Below are 23,185 nucleotides of genomic sequence, written 5' to 3'. Positions count from 1 at the left end.
AACAATTTTCTCAGCAAACCTTCCGTTTTCGCTGAATCGAAAATAAGCCAACTCCCCCCATGCAAGGTCTTATTCTGCGAAATCAGTAAAAATAGCGCTATTGCCCCCATTCACTGGTTATAAAAATACACAACCGTTCTGCCCCCCTGCATTAGTAACTCGAACAAGGACACAGACTACTTAAGACCCAGCCGACACCATTTGCGCCAAGTGAACTGCAACTGCAGCACTACCGCCCTCGCCATCTCCCTCTCCTGCTCCGGCAACAAGGAAGACTGCTCAAGCGTCTTGAGCAATGCTGCGCTCGGCGCATCCATCAATGATAAGTTCGCCAGGGTCGCTCCGCCATGTTTGAGGGCTGCCGCCAAGCCCCTCAAATAGCGATCACGCTCAACCGCCAGCGCCTCCTGACTGTTCGCTAGGCACGCCCGCAACTCCAGCAACTCGTCGCCCAGATCCAACCCTAGCAAGCCATTGTCCCAATGGGCACGGTGATCGGCCGGCAAGGTTTCGCTGTAGCGCGACAGGCGAATCAAGCGGTCCGCCATGCGCCCGCCAAACCAGCTTTCGGCTTGTTCCAATGGGCGGACTGTCAGTTGGGCAAGGTCGAACAGCGACGCCTTGAACATCCGCCGATAGTGGTGCTCACCCGGATTGAGCTGAATCAGGCGGAACACCACCACCGCGATACCGACACCCACCAGCGTCGAGATGGCTTTGTTGAGAAAGGCGGCGAAATCATAGGTCATGAGGTTGCTGGGCCCGACGTTGTTGACGAAGAAAATGCAGAACGCTGAGGCGGTGGCCGCCAGTTTCACTCGACTCATACACAGCGAGGCGAAGAACAGCGGCACTCCCAGGCATAGGCACAGCAACGGGAAACCATCAAAGCAGGGCAATAGGCCAAAGCGGACAAAAGCAGCCACCGGGACCGACAGCGCAATACCCTTCAGGAAGTTCAGGCTGGATGTCGAGGGGTTTTCCCGCGCAGCAAACAGACTCAAGACCACTCCGCAAATCGACACCGCTCCCAAGCCCGATGGCCAGGCTGTAAACATCCAGAAGGCCGCGACCACCAGAAACGCCACGGCACAGCGCAACCCGCCGAGCAGACCTTGTTCAATATCCCTGTGCCAGGACATGGCTCCCGGAGCACCGGGTGGTACCCTGCCCTGCTCAACGGCCAACAGGGTCAGGGCACCTTGATCGATCAAACGCAAGACTTGCGCCAATTGCATCAGGCAAAAATGCGCCTCCTGGCTCAGGGCTGGATTTTTCAGCGCCAGGCCAAGGCGTCGGGCTAGGTCAGGCAGATCCTGGTGTCGCTCTTGCTGCAACGTCGCTGCCACTTCTTCCACCAACGGCAGGATTCGAGCTGTCTCATCGAGCATCAGCCGTTGGCGCGCCACTCCTCGTGCGGCCCGCAACAGGCTGAGCAGATCTCGACTGAGCACCCGCAACGCTTGAGAACGGCGCCGCCCCTTGGGGCCTTCGAACCAGGCGTAATCGCGCTGAGTGTCCACTGCGACGAGTCGCCCCAAGGCTTCCAGCAGGCCTTTACGTTGATAGGTGCCCAACAATTCCGGCGCCGCCGCCCGCATTCCGGCCTGCCACGCGGCCCGGCCTTGAGCCGCCAGCGCCTGCTCTACGTGGCGCGGCCATAAGACGGTACTCGCCACCGACGTACAGATGATCCCCAAGCCGATCTCCAGGCAGCGGGCAGCCGCCTGATCGAAAACCGTCAGCGGTGCCGAGGTCGCGGGCAACGCAATGATTGCGGCGGTGTAGCCCGCCAGCACAAAACCATAGGACGCGTGATTACGCAGCAGCGACGCGCCGGTGGTGCACAAAGCCAGCCACAGGGCCATGCACAACAGGAACAACAGCGGCGCCTGGCCGAAGACCGCGACCATCGCAATGGACGCCACGGCTCCCACCAGAGTGCCCCCAACCGATAGGCCCCCTTGGCCAGCACCATGCCGCTAGTGGACTGGCCGACGATGAACACCGTTGTCAATGCCCATTGCGGCTGCTCAAGATCGAAGTAGAAGGCCAGATACAACGCAACCAGGCCAGCGATCATGTTACGCAGGGCAAACAGCAGATCACTGCGCAAGGGCGCGAGGGCGGCTTGCCAGAAATCAGGGAGTTGAAGGGTGAGCGGTTTCATTCAACAGACATATCGATAGCAAGCTAATGATTAGCATAGTATCTATGTTTCCACTGAATGCCAATTTTGCATTCAGCCGCACAGGCTCGCATTATTTGCAACTGACCAGAGTGACTTTCCAGAGGCGTCGCGCCGTTCTGGGCGGACAGGTACGCAGGCTGTTTCAACCGTCCCCTCGAAAACGCACGCTGTCTCAGCGCTCAGATCGGAAGACCCGCCGTTAGCTTCTTGTCTCGTAGCTCTGTGGCTCGAGTGAGTTGCTGAACAGCGCCTTGATCTCATTGAGTCTGGCGTCGAACGGTCCCACTAGATCCTTGATGCGATAACCGTGGCGCGCCAGTGTCGGCTCCAGACCATCCAGTTGATACGACAGCACCGATTCCACCTGCGCCTCAGAAACAGGCTTCTCACCCGTCAGGTAGCCGCCTCGAGGGCTAGACTGAGGTGCCGTTGGATTTGCAGCGGCGTGCGCAGTTTGGTGGAGCGCAAGTATCGCCAAACAATCTGCGAGGTATATGGGATTTAAAGTCTTCAAATACTGCTTGAATGGAAATAGACTCCCACCCCTCCCACCAGCTTAGAATCTTTTCACTATCCTCCTTGGGCGCTTGGCATATATCGGCACCCTGAAACGCCATCACCCTTTCAACAATCAGTTATCGATCAGAAATCGATACCTTCTTGAAGCTGAACGAGGCAACACAACACTCTTGTCATTGTTGACAACCAGTGCTATAAATATTTTTTGCATCAATGATGGTCTGATGCTTTTTAAAGTAAATAGTCTAATAATGGTCAGTGCCTTATAAATAAATATACTTTGTCGAGCCCGCCAGTCATGCCCAAGCTCAACTCAAGCCAGAGTCTCTTCAGCTTAATTCAAGAGATTGAAAACAATATCCAAGGGGTTAACAAGGAAGAGTACACGGAAGTGCTGGGCTGGATGTTTGCAAAGCTCGGAATTTATAAATTCTCTTATATTCACCTGGAACCCACTCCTTTCGAAAACCCCAAAATTTCGATTCACAGCAACCACCCCGCCGAATGGGTTGACACTTACTGCAAGAGTGCCCTCTACAAATCTGATCCGATAATGACAAACTCAGCCATCACGTCGACTCCCTTTTTCTGGGATGAAATCCCGGAAGAAACAGATATCAGCAACGAGATATTTGAACAATCGATCTCCTATGGCCTTAAGCAAGGATTTACGATCCCTATCCATGATCCTGGCAGAGCGTTTGGTTCCATTCACTTATCATCTGAAGAAAACGACCTCGATTTTGCGCCCATCGTTCGATCAAACATGTTTATCATAAAAACCCTCAGCCTCATTGCTCATCAGTATCGCCCAATAGAAGAAATCGGTACTGAAATCACTCTGAAGCTGACCCCTAGAGAAGTTGAGTTTTTACACTGGCTTACGCTTGGAAAGAACTATAAGGAAATAGGTCTGATCATGAGCATCACAGAACGAACAGTAAAATTCCACGCCAAACAAACGACCGAAAAACTTGACTGTATTAATGTCAAGCAAGCCATGATGAAAGCGCTACAATTAAACCTTGTCTAGCTGCTGATACTTTCCTCCTGATTTATCGCTCTATACTCCCACTCCTCCGACGCCTATTTAATTGCCGGCATCTGATATCAGTGCTGGCATCGACCGTGATATTCAAGTAAATACTACTTGCGAAGCAATATTGAACAACATCAAGGATGCGAACAGCCCAATCACCACTGAAATTGACCGGCTCACCCATCGCCCGGAAAAATTCGAGTGTAACTTTCGACCAAAATAAGCGCCAATCGCGACCCAAACAAGTCCTACCGGAAAGATAACGACTGAAAACAGCGACATGAATGTCGCATAACTTCCCGCAGACAAAAAGTTCCAATAGGCGCTACGAAAGTGGCAAAAAACAATCCTTTTGGATTGCTCAGTGTCGCCACAAAAAGTTCAGGCGCCGTAATCCCCGACGTGACAGAAGATGTATTGTCCGTTGCCGTAAACCATAGTTTCAACGAGATATAAAACAAAAAACACACTGCAAAACCCTTGGTTGCAACAACGACCCATGAATAATCAGCGACCAGCAAATCGATGGACACGCCCCACAACGTAATTTGAGTGACATAGGCCAACCATTCGGCAGCGATTAGCTTGAAGGAGTGTGCGTTCAGCCCCCTGCTTATTCCGGACTGTAGCAACAACGAGTTGGTGGGGCCCGGCACCAGCAGGACCATCAGCAGTGAAAGTGCAATATAAAACATAAGTTCATCCCTGCGAGAAGCCAAAACGGCTTATATTTTTGGAGGATCAATCAGCCCACGCTTTACATGGCAGATGCCAGGACCGATCATCATTCATAGTGCTATCACACTGAGGCAGAATCGCGACTGCAACCATGATTGCATCGAAGGACTAACAAGCTTCGCCACCTTTGCACAAAGAGAAAGAGTCCCCCTGCCGCAGAAATAACGCACCCACACCTTTATTACTGTTTCATTACGCAGAACCGCTTTGCTTGCCCGAAGAGTCAATTTCAGGAAAGCTAATCGGTACTAACCATTCAGAACATTTTTCGTGGCAGTCCAACACACAAAAGTTCTGAATTCATACCCGAGCGAAATGCTCAGTCTTTGATTAGTAGACTCATCAGTACTTGATTTTCATAGAGGTCTGCTGTGCCAATAAATATTGACGCAATCGCCGCACAAGTCGCTCGCCAATGCATATGAATCCATCAAAAAACCAAACGCCGAATTAGTCAACAATGCCCATCAGACCAATACTGTACTTTAGGACAGTTGTAATGCTGTAGTGCAACGTTAACAGTAGTCTCCTCACGCACAATCAAGAAAATTCGATCATGAATCACTTTCCATTCACCTATCGATTTTCCGGTGTATGCACCAGCATCGGAAGCGACTCGACAATCCCTTCGAGAGTCCCGGAAAAAATACGTTTTATCCGTAAAATAGCATTTATTGACAAAAAGAAATGGGACATAAAAAGTTATCGCGAGGGTGATTACGAATCGGATGAATATGGCGACCCTTATGCGATCTACATCTACGTTCATGAAAGAGACTTGGTGGCCGGCTGTGTTCAGTTACTTCCATCCGGCAAGCCAATACGTATCTCCGGAACCTTAACAGCCGAACAGATCAGGCTAAACTCTAAACCTCGTTGGAAGGCAGCGAGACTTGCACTATTGGCTGATCACACTGCAAACGTAAACTGACTCCAGTCAATGTGCATTGACTCACGGCGGAGGTCTTTCTGTCAATTATAAAGCTCTCTCGCAAACAGAATTTAGATACTTACAATGTTGTCATAGATACCATGATGGAGAAAATCTCTGAAGCGCTCCGACTGACCGGAAAGTAGAAAAATATTGCGCTTTTGACAAAAAGCAAAAACAATTTACGGCATCCTGGCCTGCACAGCGACAACCTACGAAGAGGTACTAAAAATGAAACTCATTAGATGATCATCCGCATATGACCAATCGCTGATGACTGGTGAACCTTCATTCGATTTAACACAGAAATACTGATGACGATTACAAAACCGAAACACATCAGAAATATTTAACACATATACTGAATGACCAATTCAACCTACATAAAATACCCCCTGACGCCATGCTATGGAGAGCGGATGAACTTACAAAGATTATTCCCGCACGTTGGAAAAGTCATCGCCAGTACTGGCAGCCGTAATTTTCCCCGTATGTTGCACGACCTGATACTCACTGAACTACCTATCGACGCGACGCATATTACTGAGCAATGGATAGACACGAGGAGCGCTCCTGAACTGAGCACCTCAAGTATAGGTTGTGTGGGTATGAACAACACTTGCATCGATGCCATGATGGACGCTCATACCGCCACAAAACCTTTTTTACTTTCCGATGATGTTTTTTTCGAAGACGCCACTCCGCACAAGCTGCCAGATTTTTCCCGCTGTGTGCTCGTCAATGAACAGCCGGATAAAACACCTCCGCTCAGGGCCACCACGACTCAATTGCATCTGACGTCTCGCAAGAATGGTCATCGTTACGTCCTCTCGGTATACCGATCACCTCTTTCCCAAGGCTTTTCGGCACAAGAATGTGCATTACTGAAAGACTTTTCCTGCCTGTTGCTGCCCATGGTGGAAGAGCATGTTGCTGCCCTGCTCCCGCCGGAACTCCCTCGACATGACAACAACCTCGCCCTGGAAGGACCCGAGAACGGTGGAATGGAAGCGCTGCGTCAACGATTTACTGATCGATTGCTGTTGTCCGGACTGAGCTTGTCATCTCGCGAAACCGAAGTGTGCGTGGGACTTCTGGCCGGACGCACGGCCCCGGAACTTGCCGAGCAACTCGAACTTAAAGTGAACACGGTCGAAAGTTATCTAAAACGTGCAGCGATAAAAATGGGGATTGGCGGTCGTCGCTCGCTGATTCGCTGGATGCATTCGGTGGATGCCAGTCAACCCAGTGTTGAATGGGCCGCCAATAACGTTACCGGACAAGCCGTCTGACTTCCTCCCCCAACACTTGCCCGATCGCAGCTTAAATCGGGCGGGTGTTGGAGGACTTTTCATCCCCTTCTCGCTTCACCCACTCCCCGCATCGGCAGTCAGTACACGAGCGCGGTGCTTGAACCACTCCAGCGCATCGTCGACGTAAGTGAAAATCACCGGCACTACCAACAGACTCAGCAGTGTTGAAGTCAGCAATCCGCCAATGACCACCACCGCCATCGGCTGCCGAAAACTGGGGTCTTCGCCTATGCCCATCGCCGTTGGCAACATCCCGGCACCCATGGCAATGGTGGTCATCAAAATGGGGCGGGCTCGCTTGTGGCATGCGTCCACCAATGCTTCATATCGACCCAGGCCATAATCACGGCGAGCCATGATTGCGTACTCCACCAACAGAATGGAGTTCTTGGTCACGATCCCCATCAACATCAGCAAACCGATCACCGACGGCAGGGAAAAACTCAGATTGCACACCAACAGCGCGACCAATGCGCCGCCCAACGAGAGCGGCAGTGCCGAAAGAATCGTCGCGGGTTGCAAGAAGTCGTGGAACAACAGCACCAGCACCGCATAGATACAGAACACGCCGATGGCCATGGCCAGACTGAAACTGCCAAACAGCTCAGTCATCAGTTGCAGCTCGCCCTGCTCCACCAGTTTCACTTCCGCGGGAAGGTTCTGCATCACCGATAACTGGCTGGCCTCGGCCATGACTTCGCCCAAGCTGCGGCCGTTGAGTTCGATCGAGAGAGTGATGTTACGCAAGCGATCCAGCCGGCTGATTTGCGCCGGCCCGCTGCCCATGCGGATGTCGCCCAATGAAGCCAATGCCACTTGGCCGTCGCGGCCGGTCACGCGCAGCTGGTTGATCAAATCAAGATCGCCGCGCAGCAGCGGGTCCATGCGCACGCGTACGTCCACCTGGCGCTGGGATAAATTGATTTTGCCCAGCGACGAGGAATATTCGCCGTAGGTCGCCATGCGTAAGGTATCGGCAATGTCCTGGCTGGTAATGCCCAACTGCGCGGCGCGGGCGAAATCGGGGCGCATCTGGATTTCCGGACGCTGCAAGGCGGTGCTCGAGGTGACATTGCCGATTCCCCGCAACTGGCGCAACTGCGGTTCGAGGGCACTGGCCGTGCGTTCGAGTACGTCACCATCGTCACCGGCGAGGACGATATCGAGCCGCTCGCCACTGCCATCGCCCCCCACGTTAACGCGTACCCCCGGCAGCGTGCGCAATGCCTGCCGCATATTGTCTTCGACCTGCACCTGTTTCAGATCGCGCTCATCGCGAGGCACCAGGTCCACGGTCAGAATGGCATCGCCGTTGCCGGTGATATCGCTGGGCCCGGAGCCCGAGCGGCTGGCGGTGCCGACCGACGTGAATACGTGTTTGACCTGCGGCATGGCACGCAGTCTTTCGCTGGCTTGCAGGGTCAGCGCAGTGGTTTGCTCCAGCGTGGCACCGGGCGGTAACTCTAGCGTGACTTTGCTGCGGGCATTGTCCTGGGACGGCAGAAAACTGGTCGGCAGCAGAGGAATCAGCGCCAGCGAGCCGAAAAAACAGCCCGGCCAGCAACATCGTGGTTTTGCGTCGAGTCAGGGTGCCGTGAATCCAGCCCAGATAACGCGTCATCAGCTTGCTGTCGTGTGCTTCATCCTGCCTTGCCCTGAGAAAGTAGGCCGCCATCATCGGCGTCAGCACCCGCGCCACCAACAACGAAAACAACAGCGCCACCGAGGCGGTTACCCCGAACTGACGGAACAGGATGCCGGCCACCCCGCCCATGAACGCCGTGGGCAAGAACACCGCGACCAGGGTGACGGTCGTGGCAAGCACCGCCAGACCAATTTCGTCCGCGGCTTCGATGGCCGCTTCACGCGGGGTCTTGCCCATCCGCAGATGCCGGGCGATATTCTCGATCTCGACGATGGCATCGTCCACCAGCACGCCGATGACCAGCGCCAGGGCCAGCAATGACACGGTATTGAGGGTGAACCCGGCTAAATACATCACGCCAAAGGTCGGAATGATCGACAGCGGCAGTGCCGTGGCAACGATGATCGTGGCGCGCCAGTCTCGCAGAAACCACCAGACCACCAGCACCGCCAGCAGCATGCCTTCGTACAGCAAGCTCATCGAACCATGGTAATTGTCGAGGACAGATTTGACCGTGTTGCTGGCTTCGACGATCTGCACGTTGGGATGCTGCGTGATAAACGTGGCCATGGCCTTGCGCACGTCGTCGGCCACGCCGACATCGGAAAACCCCAGCGAACGGGTGATCTGGAAACCAATCACCGGCTTGCCATCACGGAACGCACGACTGCTGCGTTCGGCATGGGTGTCGCGAATCTCGCCCAACTGGCCGAGCTTGAGCAGGCGTCCGTCACCGCTCGGAATGTCGATGGCGCCCAGCGTTGCCGGGTCGTCAATGGCACCCAGGGTGCGCATGGCCTGCTGCCCGCTGCCAAGATTGCCCTGGCCGCCGGAGTTGTCCTTTTGCATTGCTTTGAGCTGGTTGGCCACATCCGCGACGCGCATGCCCAGGCCCGCCATCAAGGCCGGGTCGAGGTTGACCTGGATTTCCCGGTCGACACCGCCTACCCGTGATATCTGCGCCACACCTGGCACGGACAGCAGTTTTTTACTCAGCTCATTGTCGACAAACCACGACAGCGCTTCCTCATCCAGGCTGTCGGATTCGATGACATAGGAGAGCAACGACGAGGCACTGGTGGTCAATCGGGACACCGACGGCATATCGAGGCTGGCCGGCAATTGTGGTTTGGCGCTGTCGACCGCGTTACGCACCTCGTTGAGGGCTTCGTTGCCGTCCTTGTCGATATCAAAGCTGACGCTGATGTTGACGGCACCGTCGGTGATGACGGTCGTCACGTGCTTGAGCAAGCGCAGGGACGTGAGTTTGTCCTCGATCTTGCGTGCCACTTCGGTTTCCAGTTGCTCCGGGGCGGCACCTTCGAGTGATGCGCTGATCACCACCACAGGCAGGTCCATGTCCGGAAAATCCTGGATGCCAAGCCGTTCAAAGCCCAGCAAACCGAAGATCGTCAGCAGAATAAACAGCATGACGGCCGGAACCGGATGGCGAATCGAGAGTGCCGAAATATTCATGGCTGGGCAACCTGTGCCTGAACCAGGGTCACGCTCGTGCCGTCATTTAGAAAGGCGCCGCCGGCCCGCACGATGCGCGCGGGCTCATTCAAACCGCTGAGGATCTCCACCGATTGCTCAAGGCGCCGGCCGACCTCTACGGGTCGCTGGACCACGCGCATGTCTTCCCCCAGCGTGAACACATAGGGGCGACCGTCGCGCAGGATGACCGCGGTATCCGGTACGGTGAGTGCCTCGCGCGGCGGCAGTTCGATCTGGCCACTGGCGTACATGCCGGCCTGGGCACCACTGTCAGTGGGCAGGGCCACATAGACCAGCGCCCGACTGGTTTTGGTGCTTAGCGTCGGGGACACCAGGCGCACTTGCCCTTCCAGGCGCTGGCCGCTCGGCAACGTCAGGCGGGCGACCTGGCCAGGCTGCACCTGGGCCAACTGGCGTGCGTCCAGCTCGGCCTGCCATTCGATACGGCCATCACGCACCATGCGAAAGAGCTCGTCACCGGCGGCCAGCACCTTGCCGAGCAATGCGGTACGCGTGGAGATGATCCCATCGTCGACCGCCACGATGCGTGTCTGCTTGAGCCGGATCCGGGTGGTTTGCAACTCGGCCCTGGCACCCGCCAGGTCGGCCTTGGCAGTCGCTACTTTGATTCGATATTCCTCGCGCTGCTGTTCTGACAAGGCCCCACCCTGGCCGACGATCCGGGCGCGACGATCATTGGAGTTGGCCTGTTCAAGGCTGGCCACGGCCTGGGCGACCACAGCCTGCTGTTTGCGTTCTTCGGCCAGTACAGTTTCCGAGGCCAGCGTGGCCAGCAATTGGCCTTTCTTGACCCGGCTGCCGACATCGGCTTCGAGGCTGGCAATGCGCAGGCTGCTGGTCTCGGCATTGATCACCGCTTCTGCCAGGGCGCCAGCGCGCCGCTGGCGGAGAGCAATTGCGGCCAGAGCTGGCGCCGCGCCTGGACCACTTCCACGCTCAAGCTACTGACGTTGGGCGCCGTTACGACCGGTTCAGCCTCACGGCGAAGGTAGAGAAACCCGACCACTCCGGCGAGGACGGCGACTGCCAACAAACAATTACGCCACGTCGAACTCACACGCCCTCTCCGTTCAATGCCTGGTTTCGTGCCAGCGGTTGATTGGCTTGCCATCCGCCGCCCAATGCCTTGTACAGGGCGATCCAGTAACGCACTTGGTCCTGCTGCAAGGTGATCAAATCAATCTCGGCCGTAAGCGCCTGGCGCCGTGCGGTTTCGCGGTCCAGCAGGCTGGTGTTGCCGGCCTGCCAGCTGCGATCGATGGCTTCGAAAGACTCGCGAAACCCTGCGGTGGAACGTTCGACGTCGGCCTCGCGGCGGCGCGCCGCATCGAGGCGCACCAGCGATTGTTCAACCTCCATGACGCTGGTGCGCAATGTCTTGCGATACACCGCCAGGGCGGCGTCATAGTTGGCCTCGGCGCCGTCGACTGCGGCGCGGCGCTTGCCGCCGTCGAACAGTGGAATCGATAACACCGGCCCCAGCGACCAGTTGCGGTTGCGCTCGCCCAATGTCGCGCCCACGGAAAACGTTCCGGACAGACTCAAGCTCGGCAGCCGATCAGCCTGGGCCGCACCGATTTCAGCGTTGGCCGCCGCCAACTCGCGCTCGCTGGACGCCAGGTCCGGGCGCTGGCGCAGCAGGTCGGCGGGAATTTCTTGCACGTTTAGCTGAGCCGGTTGCGGCAATTGCGCCGGGGTGTGGCTGAGGACTTCGATCAACCGGTCTTCATCGCTGCCCGTCAGCGCGACAAGGCTTTTGAGCAGGACCTGACACTCGCTCTGCTGACTGATCAACGTCGCAGCGTTGCTCGCGGCACTGGCATCGGCCAACGCCGCATCGGCGGACGAGGTGAAGCCGGCCTGGAATGACTGGCGAGTGATGCGCGCCGTGTCTTGTTGCGATTGCGCCTGGTCCTTGTAGGCCAGTACCAGCTTTTGACAGCCACGGTATTGCACGTAGTCGTCGCCCACTTGCGCCGCCAGCGTCACCCGTGCGTCGTGCCAATCATCGACTCGCGCTTCGACACGGGTGCTGGCTGCTTCGTTGTTGCGGTGCAGCTTGCCGAACAGGTCGATCTCCCACGCCGCGTCGAACTGCGCAGACGAACCCGAACCGGCCTGGTTGACGGAACCTTTCTGTTGGCCGCCACGGCCCTTCGATAACGTCGACTCAAGACTCGGCAGCGCCTCGGCGGAACGTGTGTCCAGGGTCGCACGGGCCAAGGCGATGTTGGCCGCCGCCTGATCCATTGACGGGCTGTCGGCTTCAGCCAGGCGCAACAACTCGGCGAGTGCCGGGTCATCAAATTGCTGCCACCAATCGGTCAAGGCTGCCACCGAGGCACCATGGGGTAACGGTGCTTGCCATTTGGCGGCGACCGGAACCGCGGGGACCTGATAGTCAGGCCCCAGTACGCAACCGCTCAGGGCTATCGCACACAGGATCACCAGCGGGTATCGGTGCCAGAAGTGGACAATCATCGCTACAACCGTATGACCTCATCGGTTTGATGAGACTTGTATGTCATGCATTTAAACCTGCGCCTCCCGCTGTGTCTGGCATGGGAATCAGGGACATGTCCGGCGCGAAAAACTGGCGATAAATCGAGGCCTCCAGCAGAATCGAGCGACCGCTCCAAGAGCGCTGAATACACCACTCAAGTCGTTATCAACGCCGCACTTCAAGGTTCTCTCCAGATTAAAACCCGCCGGCACAAACGCCTGTTGAAGTAACCGAAAAATCAACTTGCCTGTCACATAAGGCACCGCGTTCTACCGAGCATGAGGCACATCGCTCGGCTCTCTTTCCTATGGCCACTAGGTGATCGAATATGGAAGAACTAAGCTATCTCAATAAAGTCGAGTCAAACGCGCGAACCTACGCGCAGACATTTCAGCGACTGTTCGTTAGCGGCAAGGGCATGCGCATCAAAGATGCCAGCGGCCAGGAGTTTCTCGATTGCCTGTCGAACGCCGGCACCCTGGCCCTGGGGCACAATCCGCCTGACGTGCGGGATGCGGTGATGGATTTTCTCGGCGGCGATCATCTGCAGCAAGCGCTGGACCTGGCCACACCGGCCAAGCACGCGTTCGTGCAAGCGCTGTTCTCGCTGTTGCCCGCTGCCATGCGCAACACCAGCAAGATTCTGTTCTGCGGCCCCAGCGGTTCGGATGCAGTCGAGGCGGCCATCAAACTGGCGCGCCACTACACTAAACGTTCGACCCTGATGGCATTCCACGGTGGCTATCACGGTATGACGGCTGGTGCCTTGTCGGCCATGGGCAATCTGTCGCCCAAAGCCGGCAACGGGTTGATCGCCCAAGGCACACACTTTCTGCCATTCCCCTATCGCTTTCGCTGCCCGTTCGGCACTGACGGCGAAAACACCGATCAGTTGTCCATCGACTACATCCGCACCGTCCTTTCCGACCCTGAAGGCGGGGTCACCAAACCCGCCGCGGTCATCGTCGAAGTGGTGCAAGGCGAAGGCGGCTGTATTCCGGCCTCAGCCCAGTGGCTCAGAGCCTTGCGCGAAATCACCCTGGAACAGGATATTTTGCTGATCGTCGACGAAGTCCAGACCGGCTTGGGTCGCACCGGCAGCACCTTCGCCATCGAGCATGCCGGCATCGTGCCTGACATTCTGGTGCTGTCCAAAGCCATCGGCGGCGGCTATCCGCTGTCGGTGATCGTGTTTTCCGAGCATCTGGATACCTGGGGTCCGGGCATGCACGCGGGGACGTTTCGCGGCAACCAGGTGGCGATGGTCGCCGGTACTGCGACCATGCGGCAGATCAAGGAACATCACCTCGTCGAGCATGCTGCACAAATGGGCACGCGACTTGAGAGCGGTCTTCAGCAGATCGCGCAACGCTATTCATTCATGGGGGATATTCGCGGTCGCGGGTTGATGCTCGGGGTGGAAATCACCAAGCCCGGCACCCACGGCCGTGCTGGTCAGGGCGACGGCGCGAGGGCTCGGGCGATCAAGCTCAACTGCTTCGACAACGGACTGATCATGGAAACCGGCGGCCGTCATGGCGCGGTGCTCAGGTTCCTGCCGCCGTTGACCATTACCGAGGCTGAAGTGGGCATGGTGCTGGATCGCTTTGAACAAGCGGTGAAGAAATCCGGTGAAGCACGCCAGCTTTATGCCGGCGGAAAAGCCTGACCTGACACCCGTCAGTCAAGCCGACCCCTTAACCTGTGGGAGCGGGCTTGCTCGCGAAGACGGCAGCACAGTCAACATTGATAGTGCCTGACACACCGCTTTCGCGAGCAAGCCCGCTCCCACAGGGTTTGTGGCGTTCAGATAAATAGGTGGGTACCCCCGCCGCCTTTCAGCGGCGTTTTTTGTGTCAATCCCGCGCCAGTGCTTCGATCGGATCAAGTCGCGCCGCGTTACGTGCCGGCACGAAGCCGAAGACGATACCGATCAGCGTCGAGCAGACAAACGCCATGATGATCGAGCCCATCGAGAACACCATCTGCCATTCCTTGACCAGCAACGAAAAGATGTAGCCAATCCCGAACGACAGCGCGATACCGATCGTTCCGCCCACCAGACACACCATCACCGCCTCGACCAAAAACTGCTGGCGGATGTCAGACTGACGTGCGCCGACGGCCATGCGAATCCCGATTTCACGGGTGCGCTCGGTCACCGAGACCAGCATGATGTTCATCACGCCAATCCCCCCGACCACCAGCGATATCACCGCGATCAGCGAGAGCAGCAACGCCAGCGACTGACTGGTTTTCTGCACCGTTTGCATGATGCTGTCGAGGTTGTAGGTGTAGAAATCCTTGGTGCCGTGCCGCTGCTCCATGAACTTGACCACATTGTCCTCGACCACTTTGCTCGGTTGGCCGTCCTTCATTCGCACGGTGATGCTGTCGAGGTAGTGTTGGCCCAGCAGCCGGCCGGCCGCCGTTTCGTATGGCATCCACACGTTCAGCGCCTTGCTGGTGTTGAAGACGCTTTTTTGTCCTCGGTCACGCCGATGACGGTGCACGGCAGATTGTCGACCAGAATCACCTGGCCCAACGGATTGGCGGTCGGACCGAACAGCCGCAGTCGGGTGTTGTGGTCGATCACCACCACCTGCGACTGGCGCCGGGCATCGTCCTTGCCGAACGATACGCCCTCGCCCATTTTGATCCCGCGCACCTGGAAGTAACTCTCGCTGACGCCGTTGACCGTCGCGTTCACATCGATGTTCTCGAAGCGCAGCAACAGGTTGCGGCCGACATTGGGCGTGGCGCTGTCGATGTAGTACTGCTCGCTGAGGGCCGTGACGTCGGGTAACACCAGGGTTTCGATGGCGGTCGAGCGACTGTCGCCCCAGTCGGTGCCCGGAAGATCTCGATGGTATTGCTACCGATTGCCTGGATGTCCTTGAGCACGTAGCGCTTGGCCCCTTCGCCGATGGCCACGATCGACACCACTGAGGTGATGCCGATAATGATCCCGAGCATGGTGAGCAAGGTGCGCATCCGGTGCGATATCAGCGCCACCCAGGCCATGTTGAAGGCTTCGCTGAACAGCCCCAGCCCCGCGACCAGACGGCTCGCCTGCTTGACCTTGGCCGGACGTTCGCCCTGGGCCGAGGGATCGTCCACCGGACGTTCCAGGTTGACGCGGTCGCTGAGGATCTCGCCGTCCTGGATCTCAATGATGCGTTTGGCGTTGGCCGCGACTTTTTCATCGTGGGTGACGATGATCACCGTATGCCCCGCTGCATTGAGCTCCAGCAGAATCTTCATCACCTCCTTGCCACTCGTGGTATCCAGCGCACCGGTCGGTTCGTCGGCAAGGATAACTTCACCGCCGTTCATCAGGGCTCGGGCGATACTCACCCGCTGCTGCTGACCACCGGACAACTGGCTCGGCCGATTCTGCAGATGCCCATCCAACCCCAGCCGACCCAACAGATCCGACGCGCGACTGTGCCGCTGCGACTCGCCGACGCCGGCGTAGATGGCCGGCATCTCGACGTTATGCAGCGCGCTCAGGTGTGGCAGCAGGTGGTAACGCTGGAAAATAAAGCCGAAATGGTCGCGACGCAGTGCAGCCAGTTCATGGTCGTCCATGGCACTCGTCTCGCGCCCATCCACTTTGTAGCTGCCGGAACTGGCGTGATCGAGACAGCCCAGCACGTTCATCAACGTCGATTTGCCCGAGCCGGAGGCGCCGATGATTGCAACGATCTCACCGGCGTTGATGGTTAGATTGATGTCCTTAAGCGCGATGAAATCTTTCTCGCCGGCGAGAAAGCTGCGGGTAACGCCCTTGAGTTCCAGTAATGGTCGCGTCATCGTCAGGCCCCTGCCACTGCGGGCGATGGCTCACCGATGACCACCTTGTCACCCTCGGCCAAACCGTCCTTGATCTGCGCCCGAACGTTGTTGTTGATCCCGGTCTGCACGTTGCGCATCTGCGCCTGGCCCTGGGCATCCAGTACTCGCACCGGGTAGCTGCCATCGCTGTTTTTCGAGCCCAGTGCCGCAACCGGCACCGTCAATACGTCCTTGGCCTTGTCGAGGACAATGCGCACCTGCGCGGTCATCGAAATACGCAGGCGATGGTCCGGGTTCGGCACGTCGAACAGGCCGTTGTAAAACACGGCGGTGTTCTGCTTGGTTACGCCGGAGGCCTGGGTTTCCAGGAAGTTTTGCGGCGCGGGCTCAGTGCCACGCAGCTTGGCGTAGTAACGTTTGTCCGCCTCGCCGAGGATGGTGAAATACACTTCCTGGCCCGGCGTGATGTGAATCACGTCCGCTTCGGACACTTGGGCCTTGACGGTCATGGTGTCCAGGTCTGCCAGTTTCAGCAGCACGGGCGCCAGTTGTTGAGCGATGACGGTCTGGCCTTCCTGGGTCACCACACCCACGACGTAACCGTCGATGGGCGCGACGATATGGGTGTAGGCCAGGTTGATTCGCGCATTTTCCACCTGGATACGGGCGTCCTTGATCTGCGCTTCAAGTGACAGCAGATTGGCTGCCTGGACCTTGTAGTTCGATTCGGCGGTCTCGTACTCCTGCTTGGAAATGGCGTCGTCCGGTTGCAACTTCTTGTAGCGATCGTAGGTGGCTTTCGCATCCTTGAGTTGCGCTGCCGTGGCCTGCTTCTTCGCCACCAGATTTTCTTCGTTGACCTGGGCCTGACGCAGGGAATTCTGCGCCAGCATCGGATCGATTTCCGCCAGCCATTGGCCCTTGGTGACCTTGTCGCCCAATTTGACCTTGAGCGACTTCAACTGGCCCGACACCTGCGCGCCGACATCGACTTGTTTGACCCCTTGCAGAATCCCGGCCGCCAATACGGCGTTCTCGATGTCGCCGCGCTCGACCGTGGCAGTCAGGTATTCCGGCGGTTTACCCGGCGATTGCGTGCTGTAGAAAATCAGACCAGCCACCACGACCAGTGTGCTCACGATAGCAATTTTGCGAAACTTCGACTTTTCCATAAATGACCACGAATGCGTTGATGTCAGGCCCGGCCGGTATACCGCCGGGATCCATTGATAAGAGCGTCGTGTTGCTTGGATGCGTCGGCGCTCAAGGTTGGCGAAGCCCCCTTTCAGGGGCGCGCGGGCATGGCTGAGTGACGACTGTTCGCAACAATGGGAGGACGCCTACAGGCAGTCATCGGCGGTCTCCTCATCGAGTAGGGGAAGGCTGTCCTGCCACCAGGCTGCCAGGTTATGTACGTGAGGTGCTTTGAGGATGGTGAAATGGTTGCCCGGACCGTACCAGATGCTGAGATTGGGCACATGCTTGCGCCATCCCTCGATCATTTCTTCTTGCTCGCGTTTGTTACCGGCCGTGTCCAGTGTCGGGTCGTTGGCCAGCACCAGCCGCACCGGCCCGGTGTATTGGTGTTGCGGTTGATAGACCGTGCGCAGCGCCGTGCCAAAGGCCCGTGCCGGGCCGCACATGGAGTTGACCGCCGAACGTTGCGGCAAAATGCCGGCGCGCACCATTCCGGCATGCAGCAAGCGCATCTGCCCGGCATCATCCTGCGTCCCGAATGCCGTGGCATCGATACCCAGTGACTTGCCGGAAGCGAGTTGCATCGCCTCGATCAAGCGCTTCAAGACCCCGGTCGCAGTGTAGGGTTTGCCGACCACGCCGTTGCCACCCGGTGACTCGCTGTCGATCAACGTCAGCGAAGCCACGTCGCGGCCATTGGCGCGCAAACGCGCGGCCATCTCAAACACAATCCAGCCACCGAAGGAGTGTCCGAGCAAATGCACCGGGCCTTCGGGTTGAACGTTGTCGATGGCTTGGAGATAGGCCTCGGCGGCGGTTTCCACCAGACTGTACGGCACGGTGCTGCCGTCCAGTCCACGGGGTTGCAACCCATGAATCGGCCAGTCCGGGCCAAACGCATCGGTCAGCCCGATAAACCCGGTCACGCTGTCCCCCGCCCCCGGTACACAGAAGATCGGCGCCTGCCCGGCACGCCCGCCCTGGATGGTCAGCAGTGGTTGGTAGTCGGGTTTCGATGTTGTAGCCACCGGACGTGCCGCGATGGCGTGCAGTGCCGCGTTGATGGTTTGACCGAGCACCTGGATATTCGGTGCTTGCATCATCGTCTGGTGATTCCCCGGCACATTCACGCAGTGCAACTGCGATTTTGGCAGCACGGCGTCCCAGCCCAGGTAACCGCAATGCTCGGGTGCATCGTCCTTGCGCGCTTCGGCGATGAGCAAATGCACCGGCGTGGAGATCGGATACACCGTGTAATGGGCCAGCGCATGGCCGTGGGCAACCTCGCGATCCAGGTAATACCAGAGCTGAGCCGCGCTATAGGCCGCCAGTTCCGGGTGCAACACAGCGTCGTCGCGGCATTGCTGCACAAGACTTTCGAAGTCGAAACGGCTGACCTGCGCCTGCAATCGGGCGAGGTTATCGAGGATCGCCGCAACGTCGGTTTGATCGGATGCCTGGGCGTTCCAGAAGACTTCGCAACGGTCCAGCAGATGCAGCTTGTGGGCGTCGCCCGGAGCCCAGCGCTCGCGGCCCTGATCCACCAGTCGAGGCAGGTAGCTGTCGATCAGGCCGATGAACTCGACCTCTTCGTCCAGACCAATAAGCTGCGTGGCGATTTCGTAGGCCAGCACACCGCCGAACGACCAACCGGCCAATCGGTACGGGCCTTGGGGCTGGACGGAGCGCAGGATGCCCAACAGTCGGGTGGCCAGGCATTCCATGGTCTGCAACTGCTCCTCACCCCAGGCAATCGCCGGCAAACCGTAGACTGGGATATCCGGATCGATGTGCTTGCCCAGCGCCGGGAAGTAAACGTCCAGGCCACTGAATTCATGCACCAGGAACAGCGGGTTCTGCGTGCCAGCCTTGCGCACCGGAACCACCGTGCCGTGAACCTCGATATCCGGGCTGCGAGCCTGCAGCATCGAGGCCATCGAGGCGACGCTTTCATGCTGGAACAACTCGGCCAGGGACAGGCTCAGGCCGGCCTGCGCCAGCAGCCCTACCAAGCGGATCGCCAGCAGCGAATGCCCGCCCATTTCAAAGAAATTGTCATGGCGACCCACCCGTTCCAGCTTCAACACCTCGGCCCACAGACCGGCCAGCGTGGTCTCCAGTGCGCCCATCGGCGCTTCATAGTCGCGGCTCGCATAGGCCCCGGTTTCCGGTGCCGGCAGCGCGCTGACGTCGACTTTGCCATTCAGCGTCAGCGGCAAGACCGGCAACCTTACGTAAGCCGCCGGCACCATGTACTCCGGCAACAGCGAGTGCAGTTGCAAGCGCAGGGTTTCGGCGTCAGGTGTTTCACCGCTCGCCTGAACCGTGTAATACGCCACCAGACGCTTGTCGCCGGGACTGTCTTCACGGGCTACAACCAGGGCTTCGCGAATCCCGTGGCACTGGTGCAAGCGGGCTTCGATCTCACCCAGTTCGATGCGGAAACCACGGATTTTCACTTGGCCATCATTGCGGTCAAGGTATTCGATGGTGCCGTCCGGCAACCAGCGCCCGAGGTCGCCGGTCCGGTACAGCCGCGCCGCCGCCCGTTCGCCGAACGGGTCGACGATGAAGCGCTCTTCGGTCAAGTCCGCACGGTTCAAATAACCGAGGGCTACGCCCGCGCCGCCGATATGAATCTCACCTGTCACCCCGACCGGCACCGGCTGCTGCGCGGCATTGAGGATGTAGATCCGGGTGTTGGAAATCGGCCGGCCGATCGGCACATTCATCGCGCCTTCCGGTACGTCAGTCACGGTATGGGTGGTTGCGAAGGTGGTGGTTTCGGTCGGGCCGTAGCAATGCACCAACCGCAGTGCCGGCGCCTGCGCCAACAAGCGCCGGAACGAGGCCGGATCACCGCGTTCGCCACCGCACATGAGGATGCGCAGCCCCGCCAGTGCGTCTGGAATCAACACTTGATACTGATTGAACATCGCCGTGGTCACGAACAGCACCGACACGCCGTTATCCGTCAACTCCCGGGCCAACTGCGGCGGGTTGAGCAAGGCGTCGTGATCAATGATCACGACCCGTCCACCGTTCAGCAACGCGCCCCACACTTCCATGGTGCTGGCGTCGAAAGCCGGATTCGACGCGAAGGCGACGCGATCTTGCGCACCAAAATCCGCATAGCCGTTGTTAATCGCCAAGCGGCCGATGGCCAGGTGCGGCACGATCACGCCCTTCGGTTGGCCGGTGGAACCGGAGGTGTACATGATGTACGCCGGGGAATCGCTGGCCTGTGAGGCCTGAACAGCGGATTGCCCACGGTAGGCAAGGCGTAAATCATCGAGGTTGACCCGCCGCACACCCTCCGGGACGAGCCTGTCGCGGGTGGTCAGTATCAACGTCGCCGCGCAGTCTTCCAGCATGAAGCGCTGGCGATCCTGCGGTGCATGGTGGTCCAGCGGCACATAGACGGCGGCGCACTTGAGAATCGCCAGTTCACTGACGATCAGGTCGAACGAGCGATTCAGCAGAATTGCCACCCGAGCCTGTGGCATCACGCCGTGTTCGCGCAGGTAATGCGCCAGATCGTTCGCCTGCGCCTCCAGTTCTGCGTAGGTGAGTGACTGCCCGGCGTGTTCGACGGCGATGGCGTCGGGCCGGGCCAGTGCCTGGGCTTCGAACAGGCTGTGCACTGTCCGTTCATGCGGGTAAACCGCATCGGTGGCATTGAACTCCAGCAGCAGTTGCCGGCGTTCGGCCGACGGCAGAATGGCCAGCTCGCGCAGCGGTGCTTCGGGGGTGCGTTCAAGCGCATTGACAAGGCTTTCCAGTGCGGCATGCATGTAACCGCAGACACGTTTCGCCCCGATCTGCGACACCACCAAGGCGGTCAGCACAAACGGTTCGCCGAGATCGTCCACGTTCAGCGACAGCGGATAGTTGCTCCACTCTTCGCCACCCAAGCCTTCGATGCCGTTCCAGGCCGACACTGCATCAGCGCTGACCTGGGTTGCCGTGTGCCGGTAGTTCAACAAGGCGCTGAACAACGGCGCCGGCGCGGCCACACCGCTGCAACGTTGCGCCAGGGCCAGCGAAGCGTGTTCGTGTCCAAGCAATGTGGCCAGACGTGCATGTGTTGCCTTGACCCCCGCCCGAGCGCCGATGGCGCCGACATCTACCCGCAACGGCAAGGTATTGATAAAGAGTCCCAGCGCCCGATCAGCGCCCTCGCCGCCCTGCATCCGGCCCATCAACACGGTGCCAAACACCACGTCTTCACGTCCGGACACGCCCGCCACGACCTGCGCCCATGCCAGGTGATGCAGGCTCGCCGCGCTGACGCCCAATTGCCGAGCCTGAGTGCGCAAGCGCCGGCTCAGGGCCTCGTCGACCACTAATTGCGCCTGCTCGACGCCTGTGCCGTCGCCCTGCACATCGTGCAGGCCAAACGGCAAGGTCGGTTCCTTGACGTCGCTCAGCATTTCGCTGAAAAACCTCTCGTGGGCGCTTTCGCTGATCCCGAACCGGGCTTGCGCCACATAGTTGCGGTACGGCACCGCAGCGCCCAATTGCGCTTGCTGCCCCGACAGGTAAGCCTGCATTTCGTGCTGGACCACCTCCAGCGCCGTGTGGTCGAGCGCGATATGGTGGTAAACCAGCAAGGCCACCCAACGCTGTTGTGGCTCATCGTAGGCGCAGGCCAGACGCATCAGCGGCGCCTGGCGCACATCGAGCCGGTAGTGGCGCGGGTCGAAACGTTCGCGCAGTTGCGCGCCGATGTCGTGACCCGGCTCGCAGACACAGGTTTGCACAATCAATTGGGCATCGCGCAAGACCACTTGCACCGGCTCGCGCAATCCTTCCCAGAGCACCGCCGTGCGCAGGATGTCATGCCGGTCGATCACGCCTTGCAAGGCGTCGACGAAGGCATCCAGTCGAGCGCGATCCTTGACGATAAACAGCGCTTGCTGCACATACGGATCGCCCTGCTGCGACGCGAGGTGGTGATACAAAATCCCTTCTTGCAGGGGTGCCAGCGCATAGATGTCCTGCACGTTGGCCACACCACCCGGAGTCCTGGCGACAATGTGCTTGATCTCGTCCTGGGACAGCGTGACCAGCGGCAACATCGCCGGGGTGATCCGCTCGCAACCTGGCGCGATAGCGTTGTCCGGCACCATAACTTCGGTTGTGCCACCCACGGCCGCCGCCAATGCCGCCAGCGTTGGCTGGCCGAACAATACGCGCACATCGGCGCTCAAGCCGGCTCGGCGCATGCGCTCGATCAGCGTGACCGCCAGTAGCGAGTGGCCGCCCAGTTCGAAAAAGTGATCGTGACGCCCGACTCGCTCGACCTTGAGCAATTCAGCCCAGAACTGCGCCAGGGTCGTTTCGACGGCGCCTTGCGGTGCCACGTAACCCTGGGTTATCAGCGAATCCAGATCCGGCGCCGGCAAGGCCTTGCGATCCAGTTTGCCGTTCGGCGTCAGTGGCAACGCATCGAGCCGCACATAAGCGGCCGGCACCATGTATTCCGGCAATTGAACGTGCAGATGGGCGCGTAACGCTTGAATCTCCACGGGATGGTCCTGGACCTGCAAGGTGTAATAAGCCACCAGACGCTTGTCACCAGGCTCGTCCTCGCGAGCCAGCACCACCGCTTCCAGCACCGCCGGATGTGCGCTGAGCCGGGCCTCGATTTCGCCCAGTTCGATACGGAAGCCGCGAATCTTGACCTGATCATCGTTGCGACCCAGATAGGCAATGTTGCCATCCGGTAAGTAACGCCCCAGGTCGCCAGTTCGGTACATCCGCGCATTCGGCACGTCACTGAACGGGTCA

9 protein-coding genes and 4 pseudogenes are annotated in these 23,185 nt (G+C 58.5%); 4 read left to right on the top strand and 9 right to left on the bottom strand.

Annotated elements, in window-relative coordinates; translation table 11 throughout:
- Positions 1 to 176: 176 nt before the first annotated feature.
- Positions 177 to 2,170, bottom strand: a pseudogene (locus tag JFV26_RS33160) (FUSC family protein).
- Positions 2,171 to 2,390: 220 nt separating this feature from the next.
- Positions 2,391 to 2,546 carry a phosphoribulokinase gene (locus JFV26_RS33155; protein WP_242487978.1) on the bottom strand — a complete coding sequence of 52 codons (156 nt, stop codon included), beginning with the start codon at positions 2,544 to 2,546 and terminating at the stop codon, positions 2,391 to 2,393.
- A gap of 462 nt (positions 2,547 to 3,008) precedes the next feature.
- Here JFV26_RS33155 and JFV26_RS33150 point away from each other — a divergent pair, with 462 nt between their 5' ends.
- Entirely contained in the window at positions 3,009 to 3,743 is a 735-nt protein-coding gene (locus tag JFV26_RS33150; RefSeq protein ID WP_201197692.1) for a helix-turn-helix transcriptional regulator, read from the top strand.
- A gap of 254 nt (positions 3,744 to 3,997) precedes the next feature.
- Here JFV26_RS33150 and JFV26_RS33145 read toward each other — a convergent pair whose 3' ends face one another.
- Positions 3,998 to 4,444 (bottom strand): hypothetical protein, encoded by a 447-nt coding sequence (locus JFV26_RS33145; RefSeq protein ID WP_242487977.1) that lies wholly within the window; start codon positions 4,442 to 4,444, stop codon positions 3,998 to 4,000.
- A 599-nt stretch (positions 4,445 to 5,043) separates the two neighbouring features.
- Here JFV26_RS33145 and JFV26_RS33140 point away from each other — a divergent pair.
- Together JFV26_RS33140 and JFV26_RS33135 are read left to right on the top strand one after the other, a co-directional pair.
- Positions 5,044 to 5,418, top strand: coding sequence for an acyl-homoserine-lactone synthase (locus tag JFV26_RS33140; RefSeq protein WP_201197691.1), 375 nt, complete (start codon positions 5,044 to 5,046; stop codon positions 5,416 to 5,418).
- 419 nt (positions 5,419 to 5,837) lie between these two features.
- Positions 5,838 to 6,710 (top strand): helix-turn-helix domain-containing protein, encoded by an 873-nt coding sequence (locus JFV26_RS33135; RefSeq protein WP_201197690.1) that lies wholly within the window; start codon positions 5,838 to 5,840, stop codon positions 6,708 to 6,710.
- Between the two features lie 75 nt (positions 6,711 to 6,785).
- Here JFV26_RS33135 and JFV26_RS33130 read toward each other — a convergent pair.
- The 3 genes and pseudogenes from JFV26_RS33130 to JFV26_RS33120 form a co-directional block, all read right to left on the bottom strand.
- Positions 6,786 to 9,852: pseudogene (locus JFV26_RS33130) on the bottom strand (efflux RND transporter permease subunit).
- Positions 9,849 to 10,951, bottom strand: a pseudogene (locus JFV26_RS33125) (efflux RND transporter periplasmic adaptor subunit). The pseudogenes JFV26_RS33130 and JFV26_RS33125 overlap by 4 nt, the downstream one beginning before the upstream one ends.
- Complete coding sequence (locus tag JFV26_RS33120) at positions 10,948 to 12,375, bottom strand: efflux transporter outer membrane subunit (RefSeq protein WP_201197689.1); 1,428 nt, start codon at positions 12,373 to 12,375, stop codon at positions 10,948 to 10,950. Before JFV26_RS33120 ends, JFV26_RS33125 begins: the two are co-directional and overlap by 4 nt.
- A 350-nt stretch (positions 12,376 to 12,725) precedes the next feature.
- Here JFV26_RS33120 and JFV26_RS33115 point away from each other — a divergent pair, with 350 nt between their 5' ends.
- The gene (locus JFV26_RS33115; protein ID WP_201197688.1) at positions 12,726 to 14,066 is read left to right on the top strand and encodes a diaminobutyrate--2-oxoglutarate transaminase family protein; all 1,341 of its coding nucleotides are present in this window, start codon (positions 12,726 to 12,728) and stop codon (positions 14,064 to 14,066) included.
- Between the two features lie 187 nt (positions 14,067 to 14,253).
- Here JFV26_RS33115 and JFV26_RS33110 read toward each other — a convergent pair.
- The 3 genes and pseudogenes from JFV26_RS33110 to JFV26_RS34600 all read right to left on the bottom strand — a co-directional run bounded on the left by JFV26_RS33110 (position 14,254) and on the right by JFV26_RS34600 (position 23,154).
- Positions 14,254 to 16,213 (bottom strand): annotated as a pseudogene (locus JFV26_RS33110) (MacB family efflux pump subunit).
- Between the two features lie 2 nt (positions 16,214 to 16,215).
- On the bottom strand, positions 16,216 to 17,367 hold the full coding sequence (gene macA / locus JFV26_RS33105) for a macrolide transporter subunit MacA (RefSeq protein WP_201197687.1): 1,152 nt from the start codon (positions 17,365 to 17,367) through the stop codon (positions 16,216 to 16,218).
- A gap of 168 nt (positions 17,368 to 17,535) precedes the next feature.
- Entirely contained in the window at positions 17,536 to 23,154 is a 5,619-nt protein-coding gene (locus JFV26_RS34600; protein WP_342215513.1) for a non-ribosomal peptide synthetase, read from the bottom strand.
- Between the last annotated feature and the right edge of the window lie 31 nt (positions 23,155 to 23,185).

Origin of the sequence: Pseudomonas sp. TH31 (genome assembly GCF_016650815.1) — a bacterium.
Classification (GTDB): domain Bacteria; phylum Pseudomonadota; class Gammaproteobacteria; order Pseudomonadales; family Pseudomonadaceae; genus Aquipseudomonas.
The sequence above is the reverse complement of the archived record's forward strand: the minus strand, read 5'-3'. Positions and strand labels throughout refer to the sequence as shown.